17 protein-coding genes are annotated in these 19,814 nt (G+C 41.6%); 8 read left to right on the forward strand and 9 right to left on the reverse strand.

Annotation, left to right across the window (positions count from 1 at the left end):
• The first annotated feature begins 8 nt into the window (after positions 1-8).
• From HY58_RS01740 to HY58_RS18670, 3 genes are read left to right on the forward strand one after another with little or no spacing between them, the layout of a single operon-like run.
• Entirely contained in the window at positions 9-1,058 is a 1,050-nt protein-coding gene (locus tag HY58_RS01740) for a hypothetical protein (protein WP_052323757.1), read from the forward strand.
• A gap of 3 nt (positions 1,059-1,061) precedes the next feature.
• A complete protein-coding gene (locus HY58_RS01745; RefSeq protein ID WP_052323758.1) occupies positions 1,062-1,874 on the forward strand; it encodes a glycosyltransferase family 2 protein in 813 nt (270 codons plus the stop codon).
• Entirely contained in the window at positions 1,871-2,836 is a 966-nt protein-coding gene (locus tag HY58_RS18670) for a glycosyltransferase family 2 protein (RefSeq protein WP_052323759.1), read from the forward strand. Before HY58_RS01745 ends, HY58_RS18670 begins: the two co-directional genes overlap by 4 nt.
• On the opposite strand, the gene HY58_RS01755 is transcribed toward HY58_RS18670, so the two are convergent.
• Genes HY58_RS01755 through HY58_RS01765 form a run of 3 tightly spaced genes read right to left on the reverse strand, consistent with a single transcriptional unit; the run spans position 2,833 to position 6,781 of the window.
• Entirely contained in the window at positions 2,833-3,483 is a 651-nt protein-coding gene (locus HY58_RS01755) for an acyltransferase (protein ID WP_052323760.1), read from the reverse strand. The genes HY58_RS18670 and HY58_RS01755 overlap by 4 nt on opposite strands.
• A gap of 38 nt (positions 3,484-3,521) precedes the next feature.
• On the reverse strand, positions 3,522-4,613 hold the full coding sequence (locus tag HY58_RS01760) for a Wzz/FepE/Etk N-terminal domain-containing protein (protein ID WP_039126779.1): 1,092 nt from the start codon (positions 4,611-4,613) through the stop codon (positions 3,522-3,524).
• Positions 4,610-6,781 carry an SLBB domain-containing protein gene (locus HY58_RS01765; protein ID WP_052323761.1) on the reverse strand — a complete coding sequence of 724 codons (2,172 nt, stop codon included), beginning with the start codon at positions 6,779-6,781 and terminating at the stop codon, positions 4,610-4,612. The genes HY58_RS01760 and HY58_RS01765 overlap by 4 nt, the downstream gene beginning before the upstream one ends.
• Positions 6,782-6,926: 145 nt before the next feature.
• Here HY58_RS01765 and HY58_RS01770 point away from each other — a divergent pair, with 145 nt between their 5' ends.
• Positions 6,927-8,132 carry an O-antigen polymerase gene (locus HY58_RS01770; protein ID WP_156123532.1) on the forward strand — a complete coding sequence of 402 codons (1,206 nt, stop codon included), beginning with the start codon at positions 6,927-6,929 and terminating at the stop codon, positions 8,130-8,132.
• Here the strand turns inward: HY58_RS01770 and HY58_RS01775 are convergent.
• On the reverse strand, positions 8,029-9,222 hold the full coding sequence (locus HY58_RS01775; protein WP_039126786.1) for a glycosyltransferase family 4 protein: 1,194 nt from the start codon (positions 9,220-9,222) through the stop codon (positions 8,029-8,031). The genes HY58_RS01770 and HY58_RS01775 overlap by 104 nt on opposite strands.
• A gap of 140 nt (positions 9,223-9,362) precedes the next feature.
• On the opposite strand from HY58_RS01775, the gene HY58_RS01780 reads away from it, so the two are divergent.
• On the forward strand, positions 9,363-10,121 hold the full coding sequence (locus HY58_RS01780) for a family 16 glycosylhydrolase (RefSeq protein WP_039126789.1): 759 nt from the start codon (positions 9,363-9,365) through the stop codon (positions 10,119-10,121).
• A 3-nt stretch (positions 10,122-10,124) separates the two neighbouring features.
• Here HY58_RS01780 and HY58_RS01785 read toward each other — a convergent pair whose 3' ends face one another.
• From HY58_RS01785 to HY58_RS01805, 5 genes are read right to left on the reverse strand one after another with little or no spacing between them, the layout of a single operon-like run.
• Positions 10,125-11,066, reverse strand: coding sequence for a glycosyltransferase family A protein (locus tag HY58_RS01785; protein WP_039126792.1), 942 nt, complete (start codon positions 11,064-11,066; stop codon positions 10,125-10,127).
• 5 nt (positions 11,067-11,071) lie between these two features.
• Complete coding sequence (locus tag HY58_RS01790; RefSeq protein WP_039126796.1) at positions 11,072-12,103, reverse strand: glycosyltransferase; 1,032 nt, start codon at positions 12,101-12,103, stop codon at positions 11,072-11,074.
• Positions 12,100-13,104, reverse strand: a complete 1,005-nt coding sequence (locus HY58_RS01795) for a glycosyltransferase (protein WP_039126799.1) — start codon at positions 13,102-13,104, stop codon at positions 12,100-12,102. Before HY58_RS01795 ends, HY58_RS01790 begins: the two co-directional genes overlap by 4 nt.
• Positions 13,104-13,964, reverse strand: a complete 861-nt coding sequence (locus HY58_RS01800) for a glycosyltransferase family 2 protein (protein WP_052323762.1) — start codon at positions 13,962-13,964, stop codon at positions 13,104-13,106. Before HY58_RS01800 ends, HY58_RS01795 begins: the two co-directional genes overlap by 1 nt.
• Positions 13,965-13,967: 3 nt before the next feature.
• Positions 13,968-15,113, reverse strand: coding sequence for a glycosyltransferase family 1 protein (locus HY58_RS01805; RefSeq protein ID WP_039126802.1), 1,146 nt, complete (start codon positions 15,111-15,113; stop codon positions 13,968-13,970).
• 226 nt (positions 15,114-15,339) lie between these two features.
• Here HY58_RS01805 and HY58_RS01810 point away from each other — a divergent pair, with 226 nt between their 5' ends.
• From HY58_RS01810 to HY58_RS01820, 3 genes are all read left to right on the forward strand, one after another.
• Complete coding sequence (locus tag HY58_RS01810) at positions 15,340-15,984, forward strand: hypothetical protein (protein ID WP_156123533.1); 645 nt, start codon at positions 15,340-15,342, stop codon at positions 15,982-15,984.
• Positions 15,985-17,010: a S41 family peptidase gene (locus tag HY58_RS01815; RefSeq protein ID WP_039126809.1), complete on the forward strand. Its 1,026-nt coding sequence runs from the start codon at positions 15,985-15,987 to the stop codon at positions 17,008-17,010.
• Between the two features lie 105 nt (positions 17,011-17,115).
• Positions 17,116-19,812: a TonB-dependent receptor gene (locus HY58_RS01820; protein WP_039126811.1), complete on the forward strand. Its 2,697-nt coding sequence runs from the start codon at positions 17,116-17,118 to the stop codon at positions 19,810-19,812.
• The last annotated feature ends 2 nt before the right edge of the window (positions 19,813-19,814 follow it).

The raw sequence follows: 19,814 nt of genomic DNA on the forward strand, positions 1-19,814 counted from the left end.
TAAAATTCATGAAAATCATCTTTACCATTTGCTCAAATAACTATCTCGCACAGGCATCCGTTCTGGCTGAATCTGTACGGAATTTTAACCCCGAATATCATTTTTTTATCTGCCTGGTTGATCAGAGAATGCCTGGACTTGATTATGAGGCCATTCATGCAGAAATCATTGATATTGAAACTGTGGAACCCGGCATTAAATTATTGGCAGAAAAATTCTCTATAGTTGAATTGAATACCTGCGTTAAGCCTTCCTGTTTCCGGTTTTTCTTTGATATGATTAACGCTAACCGGGTAATCTATATGGATCCGGATACATTCCTGCTGAGCCCCATGTCTGCGCTGGATGATGCATTTGCAGAGAATGATATCATCCTGACACCGCATATTCTTTCACCTCTTCCAATGGATGGCTTCACACCCGATGAACCTCTTTTCCTGAATTATGGTTTGTATAATCTGGGTTTCCTGGCGGTTCAAAGATCGGAGGGGGTTAGTGCTTTCCTGAGATGGTGGAATGAAAGGACTTATGAAAAAGGCTACAATAATCCTGCAAAGGGACTATTCACAGACCAGCTTTGGATAAACCTTGTTCCGGTTTATTTTGAGAGGGTTCATATATTACGTCACAAGGGCTATAATATGGCTCCATGGAACCTGCATGAACGTTTCCTTGTACAAAATGACTACAAGTTTTTTATAGATGAGGATCCACAACTTCCCCTTGTGTTTTACCATTTCAGTGGATTTTCGCCTTACGTTCCTGACCTCCATAATGATTATAATCGTTTCCTGCCCGACGAAAGACCCGACCTCCTTAATTTATATGCTACTTACCGGGAATCTTTGATAGAAGCGGGTTTTGAGCTGTTTCGTAAATTGCCCTGTTACTTCGTTGAATACAAGCGTAAGCTTCAATTAAAAAAACAGGAGAAAGAAAAATTGGAAGCTGCCTTAGTAGCCCCAAAAATTCCCGGCTATGTAAAACTGATCCGGCGGGTTAAATCCAAATCCCCTCAGGGTCTGAAGAAATTGGTGCATGACCTCATCAAAGCCTGATACATGATTGAAGCGAAACAAGATTGGCCACGCATCACCATTGTTACACCAAGTTATAACCAGGCTTCCTACCTTGAACAAACAATACGTTCAGTGCTTGATCAGCAATATCCCAACCTGGAATATATCATCATTGATGGGGGTAGCGCTGATGGATCGATCGACATAATAAAATCATATTCGGATAAACTTACTTACTGGGTTTCGGAAACTGATAAGGGCCAGTCAGATGCCCTCAATAAAGGTTTTCGTAAGGCAAGCGGCGAAATCCTCGCCTGGATCAATTCAGATGATTATTATGAAAAACATGTTTTCTATGATGTTGCCATCAATTATCTCAATAAAGGATTTGATTTTTTTTGTGGCGCATCACGGATGATTAATGAATCAGGTGAACTCATCCAGGAATTATTTACGGAGAATATCAATTTTCACTCGCTGCTGAAATATTGGAAACCTCATTTTTGTCCACCTCAACCCTCTATGTTTTTTCGCCGCGAAGTGTATGAAGAATTGGGGGGGCTGGATGAATCTCTTAACTATTCCATGGATTTCGATCTCTGGCTTAGGGCTAGTAAAAAATTCAAATTCCGTGTTACTCCCGGTGTTTTGTCAAACTACCGTGTTCATACGAATTCCAAAACTGGTTCAGGAGAGGGACTAAGAAAATTCATTCCCGAATGGCGAATGCTTATAAGACGGCAGCTTGCAGAGGAGCCTTTAAAAACGCGACTGAAATACTCCCTGGAAGAACAAAAGCACCTCATCAGCAGAAGGGTTAACCAACTTTCATTACCATTATTCAGGCATTCATGAATTTAGTTAGTATCATAATCCCCGCATATAATTATGGACGTTACCTGACTGATGCTATTCAGGCAATACAAAGCCAGACTTATGCAAATTGGGAATGCCTTGTAATTGACGACGGTTCAACAGATGATACAGCAACTATAGTTGCACGGCTGGAGAATGCGGATAGACGGGTGCGTTATATATTTCAAGATAACAGCGGCCAGGCTGCAGCCCGTAACCTGGGTCTTAAGAATGCAAACGGAACATTTATCCAGTTTCTGGATGCGGATGATCTGCTGGAACCATATAAACTGGAAACCCAGGTACGCCTGTTTATAGACAATCCCCAACTGGATATTGTATATGGATCGGTCCGCTATTTTACGAATGAATCACCCCATATTAATTTCTATAATCGTTGGGATAAAGCTTCAATGGAATGGATGCCTATGCTTTCGGGTGAGGGTAGTGAAATAGTGGAGGCATTTGCCCGCTATAATATCCTCGAATTAGGGTCTGCTTTATTCCGGAAGCAGGCACTGCCAGCACAGTTCAGCTTTGATTCACTGCTTGTAGGGGTTGAAGACTATGATTTCTGTTTTCGGTTGGCCATCGCCGGTTGCCATTTTTACTACCATGATGCTCCTGGTACCAAATGCCTGATGCGCCACCACTCCGAAAGCTATAGTAAAAGCAGGCTGATCATGTACAGGAAGGAATTGTTGTTACGTAGAAAAATCAGTACAATCTTGTCTGAATCTCCCTATAAAGACCTGAACCTGGTGAATCTTCATGCTTACAACGAGCGTCTGAAAAAATTACAGGATCTATCTATTGACATGCTCCGTAAGGGCGATAAAATGCAATTAGATCCGGCCACACTCAAATGGCATTTCAGTGTGGCCGACTGGGGGCAGAGATGCTATTATTTCCCCCGGATAATCAAGGCTGCTATTTATAATATGCGCAATAAACGGCATTAATTGCTCTCCTCTGTTTGCCGGGCTCTTTTCTTTTCTGGTGGCGGATCAACCCACTTTTTTAATTCCATATCATAACGTTTCACACAAATTGCCGGGTTGCCCATGATCATGCAATAATCCGGAAATGACCTGGTAACAACTGATTGGGCCCCGATAATGCAATACTTCCCGATGGTGACCCCAGGTAAGATGCATACATTGATGCCAATACCGGTATAGGCCCCGATCTTCACATATCCCCTCGAAGTTAACCGCCTTTTCCTTACCGGTACTCCCATTTCCGGAGTAATACTATGGGTATGATCTGAGATATAAAGAAAATCAGCTGTTTCTACATTGTCTTCAATGATCACTTTGTTTATACTGGTTATGGATGAATATGCCCCAATAAAAACATCATTCCCAATGCTGATTTGCGGATTGAATTTTTGATTACTATAGGGGTAATTATCATATGCGCTAAGCCATATGTTTGGTCCAATATGGGTGTTGTTTCCCACTTTGATATATTCTTTCCCTTCCAATCTTCTTGGCTTGCCAATATTGGTTCCTATTCCTGTTTCAATACCAAAATTTAATGGCTCATGCTCCGCAGGCGCAGGTGGCATCAGTTTGTTTTTTACTTTGCGTAATATACTTTTGATCATTGCCTTCTGTTTAATGTTATTTAATAGGTTTGCTAATATTATGACCGCATGATTTTTTGATAAATAAAACTGCCTGTGAACCAGGCACTGCTTACAAACAGGCCCAATAAAAAAAATACCAGGGCATATTTCATTTTACTGGAATGAGTGGTTTTTAGCGGCAATATTGGCATGTCGAGGTATTGAAAAAGCGGAGTATTTCTCATCAGGTTTGTGCGTGCCGATTCCAGGCTGTTGAATAGTTCTGTATATACATTTTTAAGGATCTGTATATCTGTTTCTTTTTTTTGCCCCGGTACAATAGCCGCTTGTCTTCCCGGATTGATATTGGCATCCGCCATTACTGCCCTGCTTGCCAGGGTTCCGCTGAAAACATTTCGCATAGAATCAACTCTTTTCTGGATATAGGCAAGGGTAAGCTTTGATCGTTGTGTACGCGTTTCAATATAATACCTGGTAACTTCATTCATTAACGCCTCCAAAAAATGCTTACTGAATAATTCATTGCTTGTTTTGAGCGAAACAGAAACTATAGTGGTTCCTGATCCTTTGGTGCCAATAGTGATGAACTTTTTGGTGATTATATCATGCATGCGTTGCAGGATCATATTTTCAGGAATACTGTCCTGTTTATTCTTCAATGAATCCTGCCCTTTACGGAAATGAACCGGCGCTTTGCCTTTCAACCATTCTTCGCGGTAATCAAGCGAATCAAGAAAAAAATCCGCATAAGTTGTTGGCTTTCCCTTTAGTACCAGTTCGCTTCGAAGGGTCTTCTCCACAAGCATCCGTGATTGTAAAAGCTCCATTATATTCTTTACATTACTGAATACCCCCCCGGCTTCCATAGTGCCTGTATTCATCCCTAATTCCTCACCAAGGGTCTGCATCGTACTCCTGCCTTGCGGCGCAGCTCCTTCATCAAGGGCAAAGGTGATCTCTGCATGGTATTGAACTTTTTTGAATGAATAATACACCCATATCGCAAGTGAAAATAATACCCCAGTGAGGAGTATATACAATATTTTCTTTCTTATGACGCCGGCAATTTCCTGCAATTGTATGATAAACTTCCTGGGAGAGAAGTCTTCCTGGTTATTTGCGACGGGGGTTGATTTCTGCTCGCTCACTTCACAACGTTTAATAGGATGGCAAGCATGGTTACCAGTGCTGTTCCTATGGTGACTGCTTCAATGGGCCGAAGCCTTTCCCTTTCACGCCTGGTGGGAACAAATATGTCGGCACCTGCACTCACCCGGGGATATTTCCTGATGAAGAAAAAAGATTTGGTACTGCTCGCTGATCCATTCGCATATACTGAATAGGCTTTTTTCCGGGCCGATCTCTCCGTAAATCCTCCTGCACCTGATATATAATCACGGAACCGGAACTTATCATTATACCTCACCAATGTTGGATATAATACCTCTCCGTTTACCCTCACCGTCTGCAATAATTTCGGGATCCTTAATGTATCGCCATCATTCAGTAACAGGTCATATTCAGAACCCGGCTCCTTCATTATTTTTTCGAGATCAATGCCCACATTCTCCGATCGCTTGAATATAATGCTGGCTATCTGGTTCTGAAGTATCGCTTCCGGCGTTCCTGATGCAATATTTTGTTTCATCAGGTTGGTGATCCCCTGTTCACTATTGTCTATCTCGGTTTTACTCAGATTCTTTGTCCTTACCAATACAGCGCCTTTCTGGTAAGCCTCAGGAGTTAGTCCCCCAGCTCTTTTCACCAGGTCTGATATCCTGTCGTTCTTGGTTTTGAGGGTATACTTTCCTGTATAAACAACTTCTCCTTCCACTACCGCATTCTTCTGAATAAAATAACCGGGCGCAGGCCTCACCGAAATTTCATCAAAGGGTTTTAATAGAAAATTTGCCGAACTGCTGTCGCCATTGCTTCGCATATTCAGTGTAATGAGCTCCTCATATATCTCCGCTGTTACGGTTTCCAGGCCATTCGGTTCTGCATTTCGCACCCTTCTCGATATCTCCACTTTTTCGGTAGCTGCTCCCTCTCTTAATCCACCCGCGAGTAATACAAGGTCCTGTAAACTCATGCCTTCTTCAAAAGTATAATCGCCCGGTTTGGATACTTCTCCCCCGATCTTAACATACTGCCCTTCTTTCAGGTCAAGGGTAGAATAAACATGAACCCTGTCTTCTTTCATTAAGGGTATATCAGCAATCTCATTACTTCTTATCTTACCCAGGTCAACAGCAATTATTTGTGGACGCAGATCTTCCATTAACCGGTGTATGATTACCCTGCTGCTGAATGCATCATCTCTTAATCCCTCCGCTTCATTTACCAGCATATTTATTGTCATGCCTTCTTTCAATTCGTATGCTCCCGGCCGGTATACAGCCCCGTTGATACTGATCCTGTTTGCATAACGATTCAATATCTTTCCTATCAGGTAGCTGTCTCCCCGCCGTGGTATGGTTTGCGCCACTTTGTCCCCCTCTATGGTGCCTATCTTTTTTTCTTTGGTTGTATTGCTGTAAACCTGGATCCTTGCCGTATATGCGCTGTCCGTAAATCCTCCTGCATAGTCAAGTATATGCGCCAGACTTTCTCCTTCTTTTACATCATAGAGTCCTGGTTTTTTGATCTCCCCCCTCAACTCCACCCTTACTTTATAGGTGTTGATCTTGATAACATCCTGGTCCATCAGGCGGATATCGTTTTTCTTCTGGCCATTTGCCAGGTACTCATAAATATCCACAACCGCAATACGTGTATTATTCCGGATTAGTTCTACATCACGATAGGATCCATTTGTACCGGGACCAGAACAGGCATATAAAGCATTATAAACTGTTGCCAGCGATGGGAGGGTATAAGTGCCGGGCCGCGTGGCTTCGCCGATTATGGTAACTTTTATACTCCTGATATTGCCCAGGCTGATATCCACCGTTGTAAGTCCACTGCGGATATTTGTATAAATGGTAGATGATAACTTCTTAGTGATTACCCTTCTTGCCTGCTCCATCGTTAGTCCGTTTACCTGGATGGCGCCAACTCCAGGAATCCTTACCGAGCCCTCCGGACTTACTTTCAACTTATAACTGGCTTCTGAATAACCTGAAATGTCTATCAGTAATTCATCTTCTGGACCCAACTGATAATTAACCGGCGTTGCAATTCGCATGTTGGGTTCAAATGTTGCATTCGGATTGGCAAACACCTCTGCCCCGAAATTCCGCGACTGACCATCGGCAGGTGAAATGAAAAAGAATTGTAAGGGTACAAAAACTAGTAGAAAATGTTTAAAATCCATATCGGTCGGTTGTTCTTAAATCAAGGCCAAAATTGAGTGTAATTCCTATGTACACAGGTTATCATTGTATTAACAAACAGATTAATGAGAGCATAATCAGCCATCATTGCTTTCATTTGCATCTCAATGAAACCCTTCGATACTGATGAAGAGGAATTTTCTAATAGATCATAGGGTCTTATTTCTTTTTGGCTATTTCTTTTATTTCCTGACACCAATAATTGTAGGTCACTTTAAACTCTTTCAGGGCTTCCCTGGAATGGAACTTTATTTCGGATTTTTTGACCTGCTCCCTGCTGAAAAATTATCTTCTTATGCGCTGATTACATTGCTCTGGTTACCTGCATTCTTGCTGGGCAATCTTGTTTTTAGTTTAATTGCTCCAGCCTCCCGGCCAATCGAAATGTTTCCCTCCAACGCGCTCACCAGGTCAGTGGCCTGGATAGCAGTTCCCCTGCTTTTATTAGTGTTTATGTTTGCCTGGTTAGGAAGAAATTCTCTTTTTGGGGGCTACGGTTCTTATGATGTGGGTGTGAGGGGAAAATTCTCGACCCTGTTGGTAGTATTTAATTTCTTTATGGTGTACCAACTCGTTTGCAAACAGAAACTTTCCCTGCTTTTTATCACCGGATTATTCCTCACCTGTATGCTTCTCCTATCAATGGGGGGGAGAATGTATGTGGTGCAAACACTGATAGTTTTCCTTGTATTTAAAACCTCTTTTTCATTGAAGCGGTTCACCACCTCAAACATTTTTACAGTACTTATTATCGGGTTTGTAGTTGCTGCTTTCTTCGGACTCTGGCGTATCAATACTTCTTTCCGTTGGGATGGTGCTCTCTACTCCTTCCTTGCCGAACCCGTTTTTACCTGGTTCAGCAGCGCCAGCTTTCTTAACAGGAATGAGATCCCATTGATTAATTTTCCCTGGAATTTCCTGACTTCATTCCTGAACCTAATTCCCAACTCGGTTATAAGCCTGAACCAGTTTGTTGTTTCAACAAAACAGATGGGTTATGATTATGTGAGCCCCCTGGGTGCTGATAGCGTGTGGAGTACAATAATTATCAATTTTGGAAGTATTGGATCCTTTTTCTTTTTGTTCATCACCGGCTTCGTTCTGCAATTCTTAAAATGGCTCGCCGCAACAAACAGGTTTGCTGCCGTTTATTATATTTCTGTTTGCTCCATACTGCCTTTCCAATTCTTCCGCGACGGTTTTTATATCATCAATAAGCAGCTATTTTTTAACTTTCTGCTATTTCCTTTAATGATTCTGTTTGTCTTGAAATTATTGTTGTATTGGCAATCTTTGATACATGTGGAAAAGGAGGGGGAAATTTCGCTTTGATATCCATACTATGCTGGTAAGACTTTTTCTGGTTTCTTCTTTTCATTCTTATGGCAAAAATTAACAGCATGTTTAGTGAGCCTGCCATAACCAGTATGATATAGATGGGTAATTCCAATCCAACTCCCTTAAGGCTGGTAGCAATAGTGAAAATAAAGCCCGTAGTTATAACCAGGATAATGCTGGTATGTATATGTCCCAATCCAAGCTCATCAACCAGCAGGTGGTGCAGATGATTTCTGTCGGCCTTGAATGGCGATTTTTTCTGACTTAACCTGAGCAAAAATATCCTGATCGTATCATAGGCGGGAACTATTAGCAAGGCCATTACTATGACCGGTGCATTGGTGATCACACTGTTATTCATAGCTACAGTTGCATCACGGTGGAGTTCGAGGAATCGGATAGAGAAAATTGCTACTGCAAGTCCCAGGAATAAAGAGCCCGTGTCGCCCATAAATATCCTTGCCGGTGTTTTATTATACCAGAGAAAACCACAGATGGAGCCTGCAACGGAAATGGCGAGTAAGCCATATCCGGCATCTCCTGACAGGTGAAAGAAAAAAGCATAAACACCGCAGATGAGCAGGCTAATGCTTCCGGCAAGCCAATTGATTCCATCGATCAGGTTGATGGAGTTGATAACGGAAATTATAAATAACGCTGTTAGCATTATGCTCGCAGTGTACCCTATCTCATTTACTCCGAATATGCCGTAAAGACTATTGATCCTGATATCTGCAACAATTGAAAGCATCAGTGAAATGACGAGCTGAACTATAAGCTTATGAATTGGTTTTACTCCTTCAAGATCATCTGTTATTCCAAGGATAAGTATGCACATGGATGCAGTAGCCAGGTAGCTTATATCTTTTATGCCGTTCACCATGGGCAGCAGGCTGCTTACGATCATACATGCCCCTATAATTGCCGCTCCTCCCAAATTAGGGGTCTTTGATTTATGTAGCTTACGGGCTTCTGTTGGTTCGTCGAATAAATGTTTTTTATGGGAGATCCGGATGATACTCTTTATTCCTCTTGCTGATAATATGGCACTTAGAATAAAGATTAAAATATTTGTTAGTAACATATCATTCGGTTTACGATGTTAAAAGTAAATCCAAAATCACTGGTATTGGGTTATCTCCCGGTGATTTGATTATTAATTAATCATTGCGGCTTAATAGTATCATAACAATGTCCGGAATCATTAATCACTAATTTTAAAGAATGATCTGGACCTTATTATTCTTCATTAATTCTATCGTTCTGCAGTCAGATCCCTCGTTTGCAAAAAATATACCAGTAAAAGGATACAAGCTGGTATGGTGTGACGAGTTTAACGGAAATATACTGGACGCTGGTAATTGGCGCCACCGTTCTGTGGGAAGGAGAGGGGATGCAATGAATAGTCCAGATGCCGTTTCGGTTAATGGTAATGGTCAGCTCATCATTTCTGCCAGTCAGAAAGCAGATACCGTTTATGCAGGTATGATTTCTACTGAAGGTATTTTTGAAACCCGTTATGGTTATTTTGAATGCAGGGCCAGGCTTACCAAAACAAATGGTATATGGCCGGCTTTTTGGTTACAATCTTCGCTTAATTCCACAAATGGTATTCCGGAAATTAATGGAGTAGAGATAGATATTTTTGAATATTTCAGACAGGCTAATCCAACCCATGTTTCACACTCGCTGCATTGGGGTGGTTATGCGGAAACACACCAGGTGTATGGACCATTTTATTCACCACTTGCCGAAACAAAAGATGGTTTCCACCTATTTGGACTTGAATGGACTGATTCCTCTTATTCAACTTTTGTTGATGGTAAGCTCACTTTTACCGGGAAGGACCTGATCTCTAAAGTGAAACAGTTCATGATCCTGAGCGTGGAAGTTAATGAACAGGTGGCGGGGCCTCTCGATAAAGCCTTGCTGCCCGATAGTTTTGTTGTTGATTATATCAGGATATATAAAAAAGATCAATGAGTTTTATACCTTGATCTCATGATTGTAATGAAAGGTCCTTTTTAAAACGGCCGGCCCGCTGCGTACCAGTTTCCCCATATAACTGATAAAATTGGGGAAACCTCCATGCAGAAAAAATGGAAGGATGCTGAATGCAGTTTTCCGCCATTCCTTTTTCCTGAAGCTGTTAATGATCCTGATCTTATAATAACGCGCCTTGTATTTTTTGAGCAGTACCTTATCAGGAACCGATTGATATAACAATTGAGCTATTCTCCTGCGGCAGGCCGCTTCTATTATATCATAATGCCACCTGTTTGCTTCCGCTTCCTTTCCCATTGTGGAGATACCCCCTTTGTGGATCCGGTACTGATAAAGCGGCTTGTCTACAAATTTGATATTTCCGGTTTCTTCCAGTTTATAATACATGTCCATGTCAACAGCTTTTTGTATTTCCCTGCTGATACCTTCTGTATTCTTGTAACAGGATGATTTAAAGCTTGCAAAATGATGTACCCTGCCATCGCTGAGTAACAGGTAGGAACTATTTTCCGGGATGGCTCTGGTGTATTCAGATACCCTCCTTTTGCGCATATCACTGTCGCATACATAATGACTGGAATGTATTAGGCTGCATCCCGGGTTTTCATGGTGTAAGCGGCTCATTATTTCAATGGCTTCCGGTTCCAGCGCATCGTCCGGATCAAGGAACCCAAGTATTTCTCCATTAGCCAGAGATGCACATCTCCATTTTGTATAACCACATCCCATGTTGCACTCGTTCCGGTACACATGCAGTTTATCCAGGTGACTGTAACTTTCTATGACCTCTTCAAAATGATCCGTTGAACCATCATCAACAAGTATTATTTCCCAATCATTGCTGCTTTGATTGATCACCGACTGCAGACAGTTTTCCAGGAACTTTGCATTATTATAATGGGCTATGAGTATGGAGAATAACATAGCGATTAATCGGTATAGTGTAAGCCAACAATTTGTGGAAAATGGTTTTCAGAAAGATATTGCTTCATATTCTGCCTTAACACCTGCAACCCCTTCTTGTTTTCCAGGATTGTCCTCATCAGCCTGAGATCGGGTTCCATCTTCCCTGATAAATAAAATCCTGTTTTATTATGATCCACAATTTCAGGCAAGGCATTCACTTTATTCGTCAGTAAGATCATGCCCTTCTTCATGCTATATAAAGCACTCCCGCTAACAGGCCAGAAGAATCGATAGTTTTTGAATAATTGTATTGCAAACCCCGCCTTTCGGTAAACTTCATTCAATTCAGTTTCTGAAACATATCCCAGGTAATGTACATTCCTGGAGTATTTGGCCTGTAATTCCTGGTAATATTGAATCTCTTTTCCCATGGCAGTTCCCGCAACATAGAATCCTATTTCCGGATAAGTCTTCAATAGTTCCTGGTGCAGTTTCAGGCCATATTCAATACCCTTGTTCTTACCAATAAACCCAAGATAGATCAGGTTGTTATTTATTTCTTCTCCAAAATCTATTTCGCAGGGATCTATTACATGCGGCAGGAAATACACATTGTCCAATCCATATCGGTTTCTCATTGCGTTCATTCCTTTCCTGGTAAGCACATAAATTTTCCGGATCTTTTTCAATGTCTGTATAAGCTTCGGCGAATTATAGCCCATAATATCTATCAGCTTGGAAAATTTGTTCAGCAAATTGTTTCCAAACCTGTGATAAGGGTACCTTACGAGCGGGGCATCATGAAGGGTAATACTGACGTTCCTGTAATTTGCGTTCAGCATCAGGAAAAGTAATTCTATTTCATTCTGCTGGAATATTCCCAGTTCCAGGTGTACCCTGTCTCTTGATGAGATGGTGGATAATATTGAGATGCTTGATTCCGCGCTGTCTATATGCTCATAGCCCCTTTCCTTTAATACAAGGGTATAAAAATCCTTCGCATATTTGCTTATGCCCGATTTGCTTTCGAATTCACTTACGTAATACTTTTTCATGAATTACTGCGTAGTGATTTCAATCTTTCAATATTGTTGTTCAACACCGCATATTTTTTCCGGATGCGGAATAGTTCCGTTATATAGGCTTTGTTCCAATGGAAATAAATGGATCTGCCATTTTTTTTGGGTGGTTTTGCAAGGTATTTAACTGTCCTGTACAGGCTTAATGTCAGGTGGAAATTCCAATTGCTCAACCTGCGGTGAAAGGGTCTTTTACTCAGGTGGCTATAATAAAGATTCCTAACCGGGCCGTCCGTGCCAAAAGCGTGAAAAAGATTTTTCAGGTATTCTCTGGTGAGTCTTCCTGAGGGCATATAATGATAAAAATGAATGGAGGGTAAATAAATCAATCTGTATCCCATCAACACGAATGCATTGGTCAATTCAGTGTCTTCTGAAGAACTTAATTTTTTTCCCGTTCTTCCTCTGAAATATGTTTCATGGCCGGAATCCATAAGCTTTTGATAAATAGTTTTACGCATCCCCATACCAGCTCCATACAATTGGAAAATGCCTGTACCTTCTGGTTCATGATCCTGGTGCCCTATAGCAAAGGCTTCCTGGTAATCATCAAACCAGGCTGGTTTTTTTGATTCAAATACTGGTATCCCTTCTCCTCCGCAAGCGGCAATATGCTGGTCTGATTCCAGGGCCTGGAATATTACACTGATATAAACCGGGCAAAACCAGGTATCGTCATCACAGAATAAGAGGTAATCGTAGTTTGATTCCCTTATTCCTTTTGTTCGGGCATACATCAACCCTGGCTTTTTTTCCTGAACTATTTCTATTTTTTGGGGATTACCAGTCATTTCCCATAACCGGCGGGCTTCGGTTGCCGTGTTATCTGTTGAGGCATTATCAACAATGATAAGTTCCCAGGCTATATGTGGCTCCACTTCCTGTTTGGCGAGTGCATCCAAGGTTTTGGCTAACCGATGGGCACTATTATGACAACAGAGAATGACAGAAACTCCTTTTCCCGCAACAGCTTCCATTAGTTTGCGGTGATTATATCGTGTTCAACTACAGGCATCCTGAAAATATTCGCTGTATTGAGTGATTTATTGATCCTGCTGCGCATCCGGTCATTATACCAGCCCCATTTATTGAAATATTTTAACGTGCTCTGCACATGATAGGTGGCAAGTTTCAGGTTTTTATAGGATGACTTTGCATATCCATGTATGATGGTCTCCTGGGGATAGTATACTGTATTGTATTGTTCATTGATTCGCCTGCACAGGTCAGTGTCTTCCAGGTACATAAAATATTGTTCATCAAACAAACCTACTTTGCTGAAGGCTTCCGTGCGGATGAACATAAAGCATCCGGAAAGATTGGGTACCTGCATGGAGTTGTTATAATCGAGATGCCTAAGCTCATAGCTTGCCAGTTTTTCCCTGAATAACTGCTTCATTGGAGTGGGCATGAAACGGCGTAGGATAAGGTCTGCAGGCGATGGCAGTTGTTTGCACAGATATTGTATTTCTCCATTCTTGTAAAGCACCTTGGGCATTAACAGGCCGGTTTGCGTGTATTGTTCCATATAAGCAAACAACCCGGGTAATATTGCCGGATCAAATTCCACATCAGGGTTTAAGACGAGATGGTATTTTGACTTGCCGGTTATTCTTTTAATGGCAACATTATGCCCTGCTCCATAACCCAGGTTGCGACCGGTGAAAATATATTCCACCTTAGATGAATTAAATTCAAATCGGAGATCATCTTCCCGGGAATTGTCAACAATAAAAAGTTTTACATGCAGGTTGCTGTTTATGACACTGTCAACTGCTTTTTTTACCTCTGATGGATCATTGTGGAATAAGACGATTGAACAGGTTAAGTCGTACATGGCCTATAAGTTTTGGTGTGGTTGATCAAGCAGATTTTTTAACAATAGAGCCGATTTTTCCCAGGAAAACTTTTTTGCCTGGATTAGTCCCCGCACAATTAGCTCATTTCGCCGGGCTTCATTATTCAAAAGGGTATAAATATGCTGGTTCAATAGTTCAACCTGTGTTGGTTCAAAATAAAGCGCAGCATCTCCACAAACCTCCGGCATCGATGTTGTGTTTGACGATACTACCGGGCAGCCACAGGCCATAGCTTCGAGCAAGGGAATACCAAAGCCTTCATAGAGGCTGGGGAACAGAAGCATTTTCGCTTCCCTGTATAGTGCTGGCATCAGCTCAAGAGGTATATAGCCTGCAAACTTTATATCATTATCCAGTTGGAGATCATGACTTAGTTTTTTTATGGAAGAGAGATAAGGCTCTTTTCCGCCGGCAATTAATAATGGATGGGCCTTCCTGTCTCCTGGTCCCATCTTTTTGTAGGCATACAAGATAGTTTCGAAATTTTTATGCGGATAGGTGGGTCCAACAGCGAGCAGGTAGTTTGCCACATCATATTGTTGCTCAATTACATGGCTTTTTTCTGTAACCGGAAAATATTTACTGCTGTCATAGCCATTGTGAATGATATGTATTTTTTTCTGAGGACAACCCAGCAATTCTACAATGTCTTTCCTGGATGTTTCAGACACTGTGATCACCAGCCTGGCTTTTCTCAGCAGCATGGGCAATAACCACCTGAAATAAAATCGTTGATGGTTACTGATGTTATTATACCGCAGTGAAATAAGGTCGTGGATAGTTATTAGCTGGTTGGGTGATATAAAACTTCCATGCGTGGTTGGACTAAACAGAATGTTACATTTCCTTGCCTGGAATGGATAGATAAAACTATTCCAGATGAACCGGCTCACTGCGGCAGTTTTCCCAAACCTTGATGACTGCAGGTATTTCGGTAGCCTTATAATATTCATTTCACCAGTCAGTTCTTTTGTGGTAGGTGTAAAAACAGTAAATGTTTTTTTTCCTTCCGCCAGGTAGAGGCCTGAGAGCTGGTTGATCAGGTTAATGGTAAATATACCTGTGCCAGTAGGCTTATCATCCAGCATGGATGCGTTCATGCCTACCTGGTACAGGTTATGTTGCATAGTGGGTTATTAGAAATTTTATTTTTTGATCCGAGGGAGGAAAGGTCTATAGTGCCGTTTAACTAATTGTTAACTGACTGTTACCATAATATGTTTCTTTTTTTTCAGCCGCATTTGTAGCTTCTAAAAGGGTTTATTTGTATGGAAATCTGTTTGGCTCATGTATAAAATGTTGATAACTGTTTTTGTGTTGGCATGTTGGCCTTCCATTATTTTTTGTCAATCATTGAATACAAATTCAGATGCCCGTTGGGCTGCAGGTGTATTCGCTTATACCGGTAACTTGCGCTATAAAAATGCGGATATCAGTAACCTGGTTTTTACACATGCTCCTGCTGGAGCTACAGTAGCACTGGGCTGGCAGCAGAACAGGCTAACCACTTACCTCGATATAGAATTCCTGGCCGCTACCTTTAAAGAAAACAGAACTGCAGAAATAAAAATTGAAAATAGATCGCTGGTATTTTCTCCTTCTTTATTATACAGATTTTCAGCACCGGAGGCTCAGTTCATTATAGAAGCTGGCGGAGGGTTACAGTTATTTCATAACAGAACGGATTTCACCGGATTGATAAATAAAGGATCCACTGGGGAAACTTCTTATAGAATGAACGGAACCTTGAAGTTTTCTATCCCTTCTCTTTTTCAGGGCGGCAACTGGAGTTTGAATAACCTTGTAAAAGTCGGCCTTTGGCCCGGCGAATCAGGCATCAGAAATATTACAGAATCACTTCAGCTTTCCAGAAGAATTTCCAGGAATCAGGGTATTGGCGCCTTTTATCGGTTTGAGTTTCAGCGATATGGTAATACTGGTGAAGTACGACAGATGCTGCAGGCAGGGGGAATTGGTTATTTTATAAATATCAGGTAAATGAAAATGGCCTTACATACTTATTGGAATAGCTTATCCATTATCATGCTGGCATTTCTGCTATCCGCAAATATTTCCTGTACAAAGCAGTTTGACCTTGAGCAGCCACCTGTTGATTCAGGCTATGTATTTGAGGAAGCATGGAAAAGGATCGATACCAGGTATTCCCTTTTCGGCACAAAAAATATTGACTGGCAATTAATTCATGATGCGTATAAAAGCCGCATCCGGTCAGGATTAACGGAAAATGAATTGTTTGAACTGATCGCTGAAATGCTGATGGAATTGAAAGATGGTCATGTTGCTTTAAGTAAAAGCTCTCGCACTTCAGCATACGACCAGTTCTATACTTCCTTTTCAACCAATTTCAATTGGCAGAATATTCTTCTTAAATACCTTGGTAATCAAATCGATAATATCGGTCCATTCATTTTTAAAGCGGGTGATGGTGTCAGTTATATCCGGTATGCTTCCTTCAATGATGATTTTACGGAGGAGCAACTTGATAATTTAATGGATAAAATATCCTCACAAAGGGGAATCATCCTTGATCTCAGGCATAATATGGGCGGCAATCTGAATAATGCCGCCAGGTTATTCAGCAGGTTTGCTGATACAACTACGCTGGTTAAGTATACCCAGGAAAAATCTGGTTCCGGGCATAATGATCTCGGGAAACCAATACCTTATCATGTTGAAAAGAAAGGATTTCCATATACCGGGAAGATCATCATTCTCACTAATAGGAGATGTTTCAGCGCCTGCAATGAATTTATTCTGTACATGTCAGAACTTCCACGTGTAAAATTGTTGGGCGACAGAACAGGAGGTGGTTCCGGGCTTCCCGAAGAATTTATCTTAGCCAATGGATGGATACTGCGCTACCCTTCTTCCCACTCTCTTTCTGTAAGGAAAGAATATGTGGAAGATGGAATTGAGCCAGATATTGTAGCAGAGATATCATCAGTGGATGAGTATAATGGAAGGGATCCCATTCTTGAACGCGCAATCGCTGAAATGCAATGATCCAATGTTAATTCAAAAGTTACAATTCATAATATGATGGTAATGGTTCCTTAACATGCTTTGTTTTTTCTCGTTATAGCTTTGGCGCGGACCAGAACATTAATTATGCTTACCGATGTTTTAAGGGTATCAGTCATAATGCTCATTAACTCTGCTGTTTTTGCTCAAACATTTACAGATACTGCCAGCTATTCTATTAATGATACCGTTGCAGGGAAGCAAATTCAAAATGGCAATGACCTTGACCTGACAAGGGTCTTAAGAAAACTTAATGGAGTGATAGTAACAAATGTTCCACTCCGGAATGATTTGTATGAGCTGAACATTGCGGGTATAGGCGGGCATAATAACCAGGTGATTATTAATGGTATTCCGCAGCGTTCATTCTCTGGCCACTTATCTGCCTGGCCATTATCAAAATTTCCTGCAGAACTCATAAAAAAAGCATCTGTTCGTTATGGTGGAGATGTTGGCGCTCCATCAGATTTTTCAGGGGGCTCGGTTTCAGTGGAGATGAATGATATTCCCGATAAAAATTTTCTCTATCTCAGGCTGAATGCAGGATTAGCATTCAACGATACAAAAAATGAATTCCTTGCCGAAAACCATACAGGTGCTGCTTATTTCGGTTACCTGGGTAAAAAGGCTGAACTCCCCGCATCATTTCCAGACAGCTACACCCGTCCCAGGTATGCTTCTCTTAACGTGCAGGAGCAGGTTGACCTTGCTCAAAAACTTCCCCATAATACCCGGGCAACTAAATACAATTCATTCCAGCCTGATGATGATCTGGTTTTTGGTTTTGGAAAACATTACAAAACAAAAAAAGGAACAAGGGCAGGCTTCACTGCTTTGATTATGCATAATCGGCATAGCAGAATGAATGAGATAACCACACAGCTTATTCCAGCCATTGCCATTAATACCTTTCCTTTTTCAGATGACAGGATCCTGATAAGGGCGCAATCGCGTGATTCTGTTTTTTATCAAAACGCACAATCAGGTATTCACCTGAATGGTGCCATTGAATTCAGGAAGAACCGGATCAGTTGGAAGAACTATCTGGGTACTGCCCTTAGTAATTCTTATTTCAGGAGATATAGTGTTTCCAAACCCTCAGAAGACAGCCTGGCAAGAGATGGTATGTTATTCCTGAAGGAGGAACGACAGGAAATTTATTCTGTTCTTTCGGGCAATCATGCAATGGGTACTAACGGAAAATTCATGATGGATTGGTTCGCCGGGTATAATTATTCGCGATTCAGGAACCCCGATGAAAGGAATTTATTGATGAGGCGCGATACATCTGGTGCTGAACAGTTTGAACTGGCAACATTCCGGACAGATCCAATAAGAGCGGATGATATATATTTCACCAACAGCAGCAGGCAATGGCGTGAACGTGAGGAGCATGCAATTACAGGTGGACTTGATCTTTCCCTTCCATTTTTATTTTTTTCCCGGAAGAGCTCCATCCGGGGCGGGCTTTTTCTTTCTTCCGTTACCACTACTTCCACTGCTGATCTCTTCCAGGTGCAGGGAAGGGGATTTTACCCGGTTGAGGATCTGCTCGCACCTTCAAGATATTACCCCGGCGGATTATCTCTTACGGAATATTATACCAATGCAATTCAAAGTGCAGGGGCAGGAGCTTTCCTGCTGAATGCAAAAAACCGCGGAAACTATACCGGCTCTGCAAACACGGGTGCAAGTTTTTTGTCAATAAAATCGCAGGTGTTAAGACAGGTTTCCCTGGAAGCAGGAATAAGGGCAGAATCATTCAGCCAACTCGTTTCTAATTTTCAATACCAGTATTATGAGGGTTTTAAAGAACCCGGCATACTGGCGCTGGATGAGAATGGTACCGTTTCAGATTTTGACCTGCTGCCTTCTGTAAAAATTTCCTGGCTGCCACTGACTGACCTGCAATTCCAGGCTAATTATTTTAGAACAACGCAAAGAGTTGAGCCCGACCAGCTATCTCTTTACCGCTATTTTGATGCCGCCGGTTTTATGGTTCAAACCGGAAACCAATTTCTGGTTTCATCGGTAACAGATCATTTAGAAGCCAATCTTCATTGGCAACCAATTAGCATGCTCTCCATCTCTGTGACAGGATTATTAAAGAATATGTACCAACCGGTAGAGAATGTTGTGACGCATTTGGCAGGCCGCGAACAAGCAATATTGAGTAGCAGCCCACAGAATATGCCGGATGCCATTATTAAGGGGCTTAGGACAAATTTCAAACTGAATATTGGGGCTTCCTTACTGATTTTTGGCAATGCTAACTTCCTGGATGCAAAGGTGCAAGCAGGCCCACTCAAGACTGGATCATCCCCCAAAATTCATGAACATGACCTTGCCGGGGTACCCGCGATGAGTATGAATGGTGGCATTGTTTTTCAGAAAAAAGGCTTACCGGAACTAACGGTAATGTTCAGTCACACCGGCGATCAGCTATCTGCAGTTGGTTCTGGTATCAGCTATGAACTGGCGAATGGTAACCGGGTTACGGAGATTCCTGATTATAGGATCAGTTCCATGGAACAGCTGGATATAGCGTTGTCATATAAAATCTGGAAACAAAAAATCCAGCTTGCTGCAGGCATCAATAATATTCTGGAACCTGATTATACAAGCTACCAGGACTTAAATGGCAATGGCAGGTTTGATAACGCTTTAATATTAAAGGAGGGTGATCATGGCCCGGGCTATTATCAATCAGGTACCGACAATACAGTTCGCCAGTTCAGAACACAAATGAGTGGCTATTTTTCTATTTCATTTTTATTTAAGTGACT

Source organism: Flavihumibacter sp. ZG627 (assembly GCF_000814325.1).
In the GTDB taxonomy this organism is placed as follows: Bacteria; Bacteroidota; Bacteroidia; order Chitinophagales; family Chitinophagaceae; genus Flavihumibacter.

Excerpts from the sequence above, each read along its gene's own strand:
- HY58_RS01740 (WP_052323757.1), top strand. The coding sequence starts at position 9 with ATGAAAATCATCTTTACCATTTGCTCAAATAACTATCTCGCACAGGCA.
- HY58_RS01745 (WP_052323758.1), top strand. The coding sequence starts at position 1,062 with ATGATTGAAGCGAAACAAGATTGGCCACGCATCACCATTGTTACACCA.
- HY58_RS18670 (WP_052323759.1), top strand. The coding sequence starts at position 1,871 with ATGAATTTAGTTAGTATCATAATCCCCGCATATAATTATGGACGTTAC.
- HY58_RS01755 (WP_052323760.1), bottom strand. The coding sequence starts at position 3,483 with ATGATCAAAAGTATATTACGCAAAGTAAAAAACAAACTGATGCCACCT.
- HY58_RS01765 (WP_052323761.1), bottom strand. The coding sequence starts at position 6,781 with ATGGATTTTAAACATTTTCTACTAGTTTTTGTACCCTTACAATTCTTT.
- HY58_RS01770 (WP_156123532.1), top strand. The coding sequence starts at position 6,927 with ATGAAGAGGAATTTTCTAATAGATCATAGGGTCTTATTTCTTTTTGGC.
- HY58_RS01775 (WP_039126786.1), bottom strand. The coding sequence starts at position 9,222 with ATGTTACTAACAAATATTTTAATCTTTATTCTAAGTGCCATATTATCA.
- HY58_RS01780 (WP_039126789.1), top strand. The coding sequence starts at position 9,363 with ATGATCTGGACCTTATTATTCTTCATTAATTCTATCGTTCTGCAGTCA.
- HY58_RS01785 (WP_039126792.1), bottom strand. The coding sequence starts at position 11,066 with ATGTTATTCTCCATACTCATAGCCCATTATAATAATGCAAAGTTCCTG.
- HY58_RS01790 (WP_039126796.1), bottom strand. The coding sequence starts at position 12,103 with ATGAAAAAGTATTACGTAAGTGAATTCGAAAGCAAATCGGGCATAAGC.
- HY58_RS01795 (WP_039126799.1), bottom strand. The coding sequence starts at position 13,104 with ATGGAAGCTGTTGCGGGAAAAGGAGTTTCTGTCATTCTCTGTTGTCAT.
- HY58_RS01800 (WP_052323762.1), bottom strand. The coding sequence starts at position 13,964 with ATGTACGACTTAACCTGTTCAATCGTCTTATTCCACAATGATCCATCA.
- HY58_RS01805 (WP_039126802.1), bottom strand. The coding sequence starts at position 15,113 with ATGCAACATAACCTGTACCAGGTAGGCATGAACGCATCCATGCTGGAT.
- HY58_RS01815 (WP_039126809.1), top strand. The coding sequence starts at position 15,985 with ATGAAAATGGCCTTACATACTTATTGGAATAGCTTATCCATTATCATG.
- HY58_RS01820 (WP_039126811.1), top strand. The coding sequence starts at position 17,116 with ATGCTTACCGATGTTTTAAGGGTATCAGTCATAATGCTCATTAACTCT.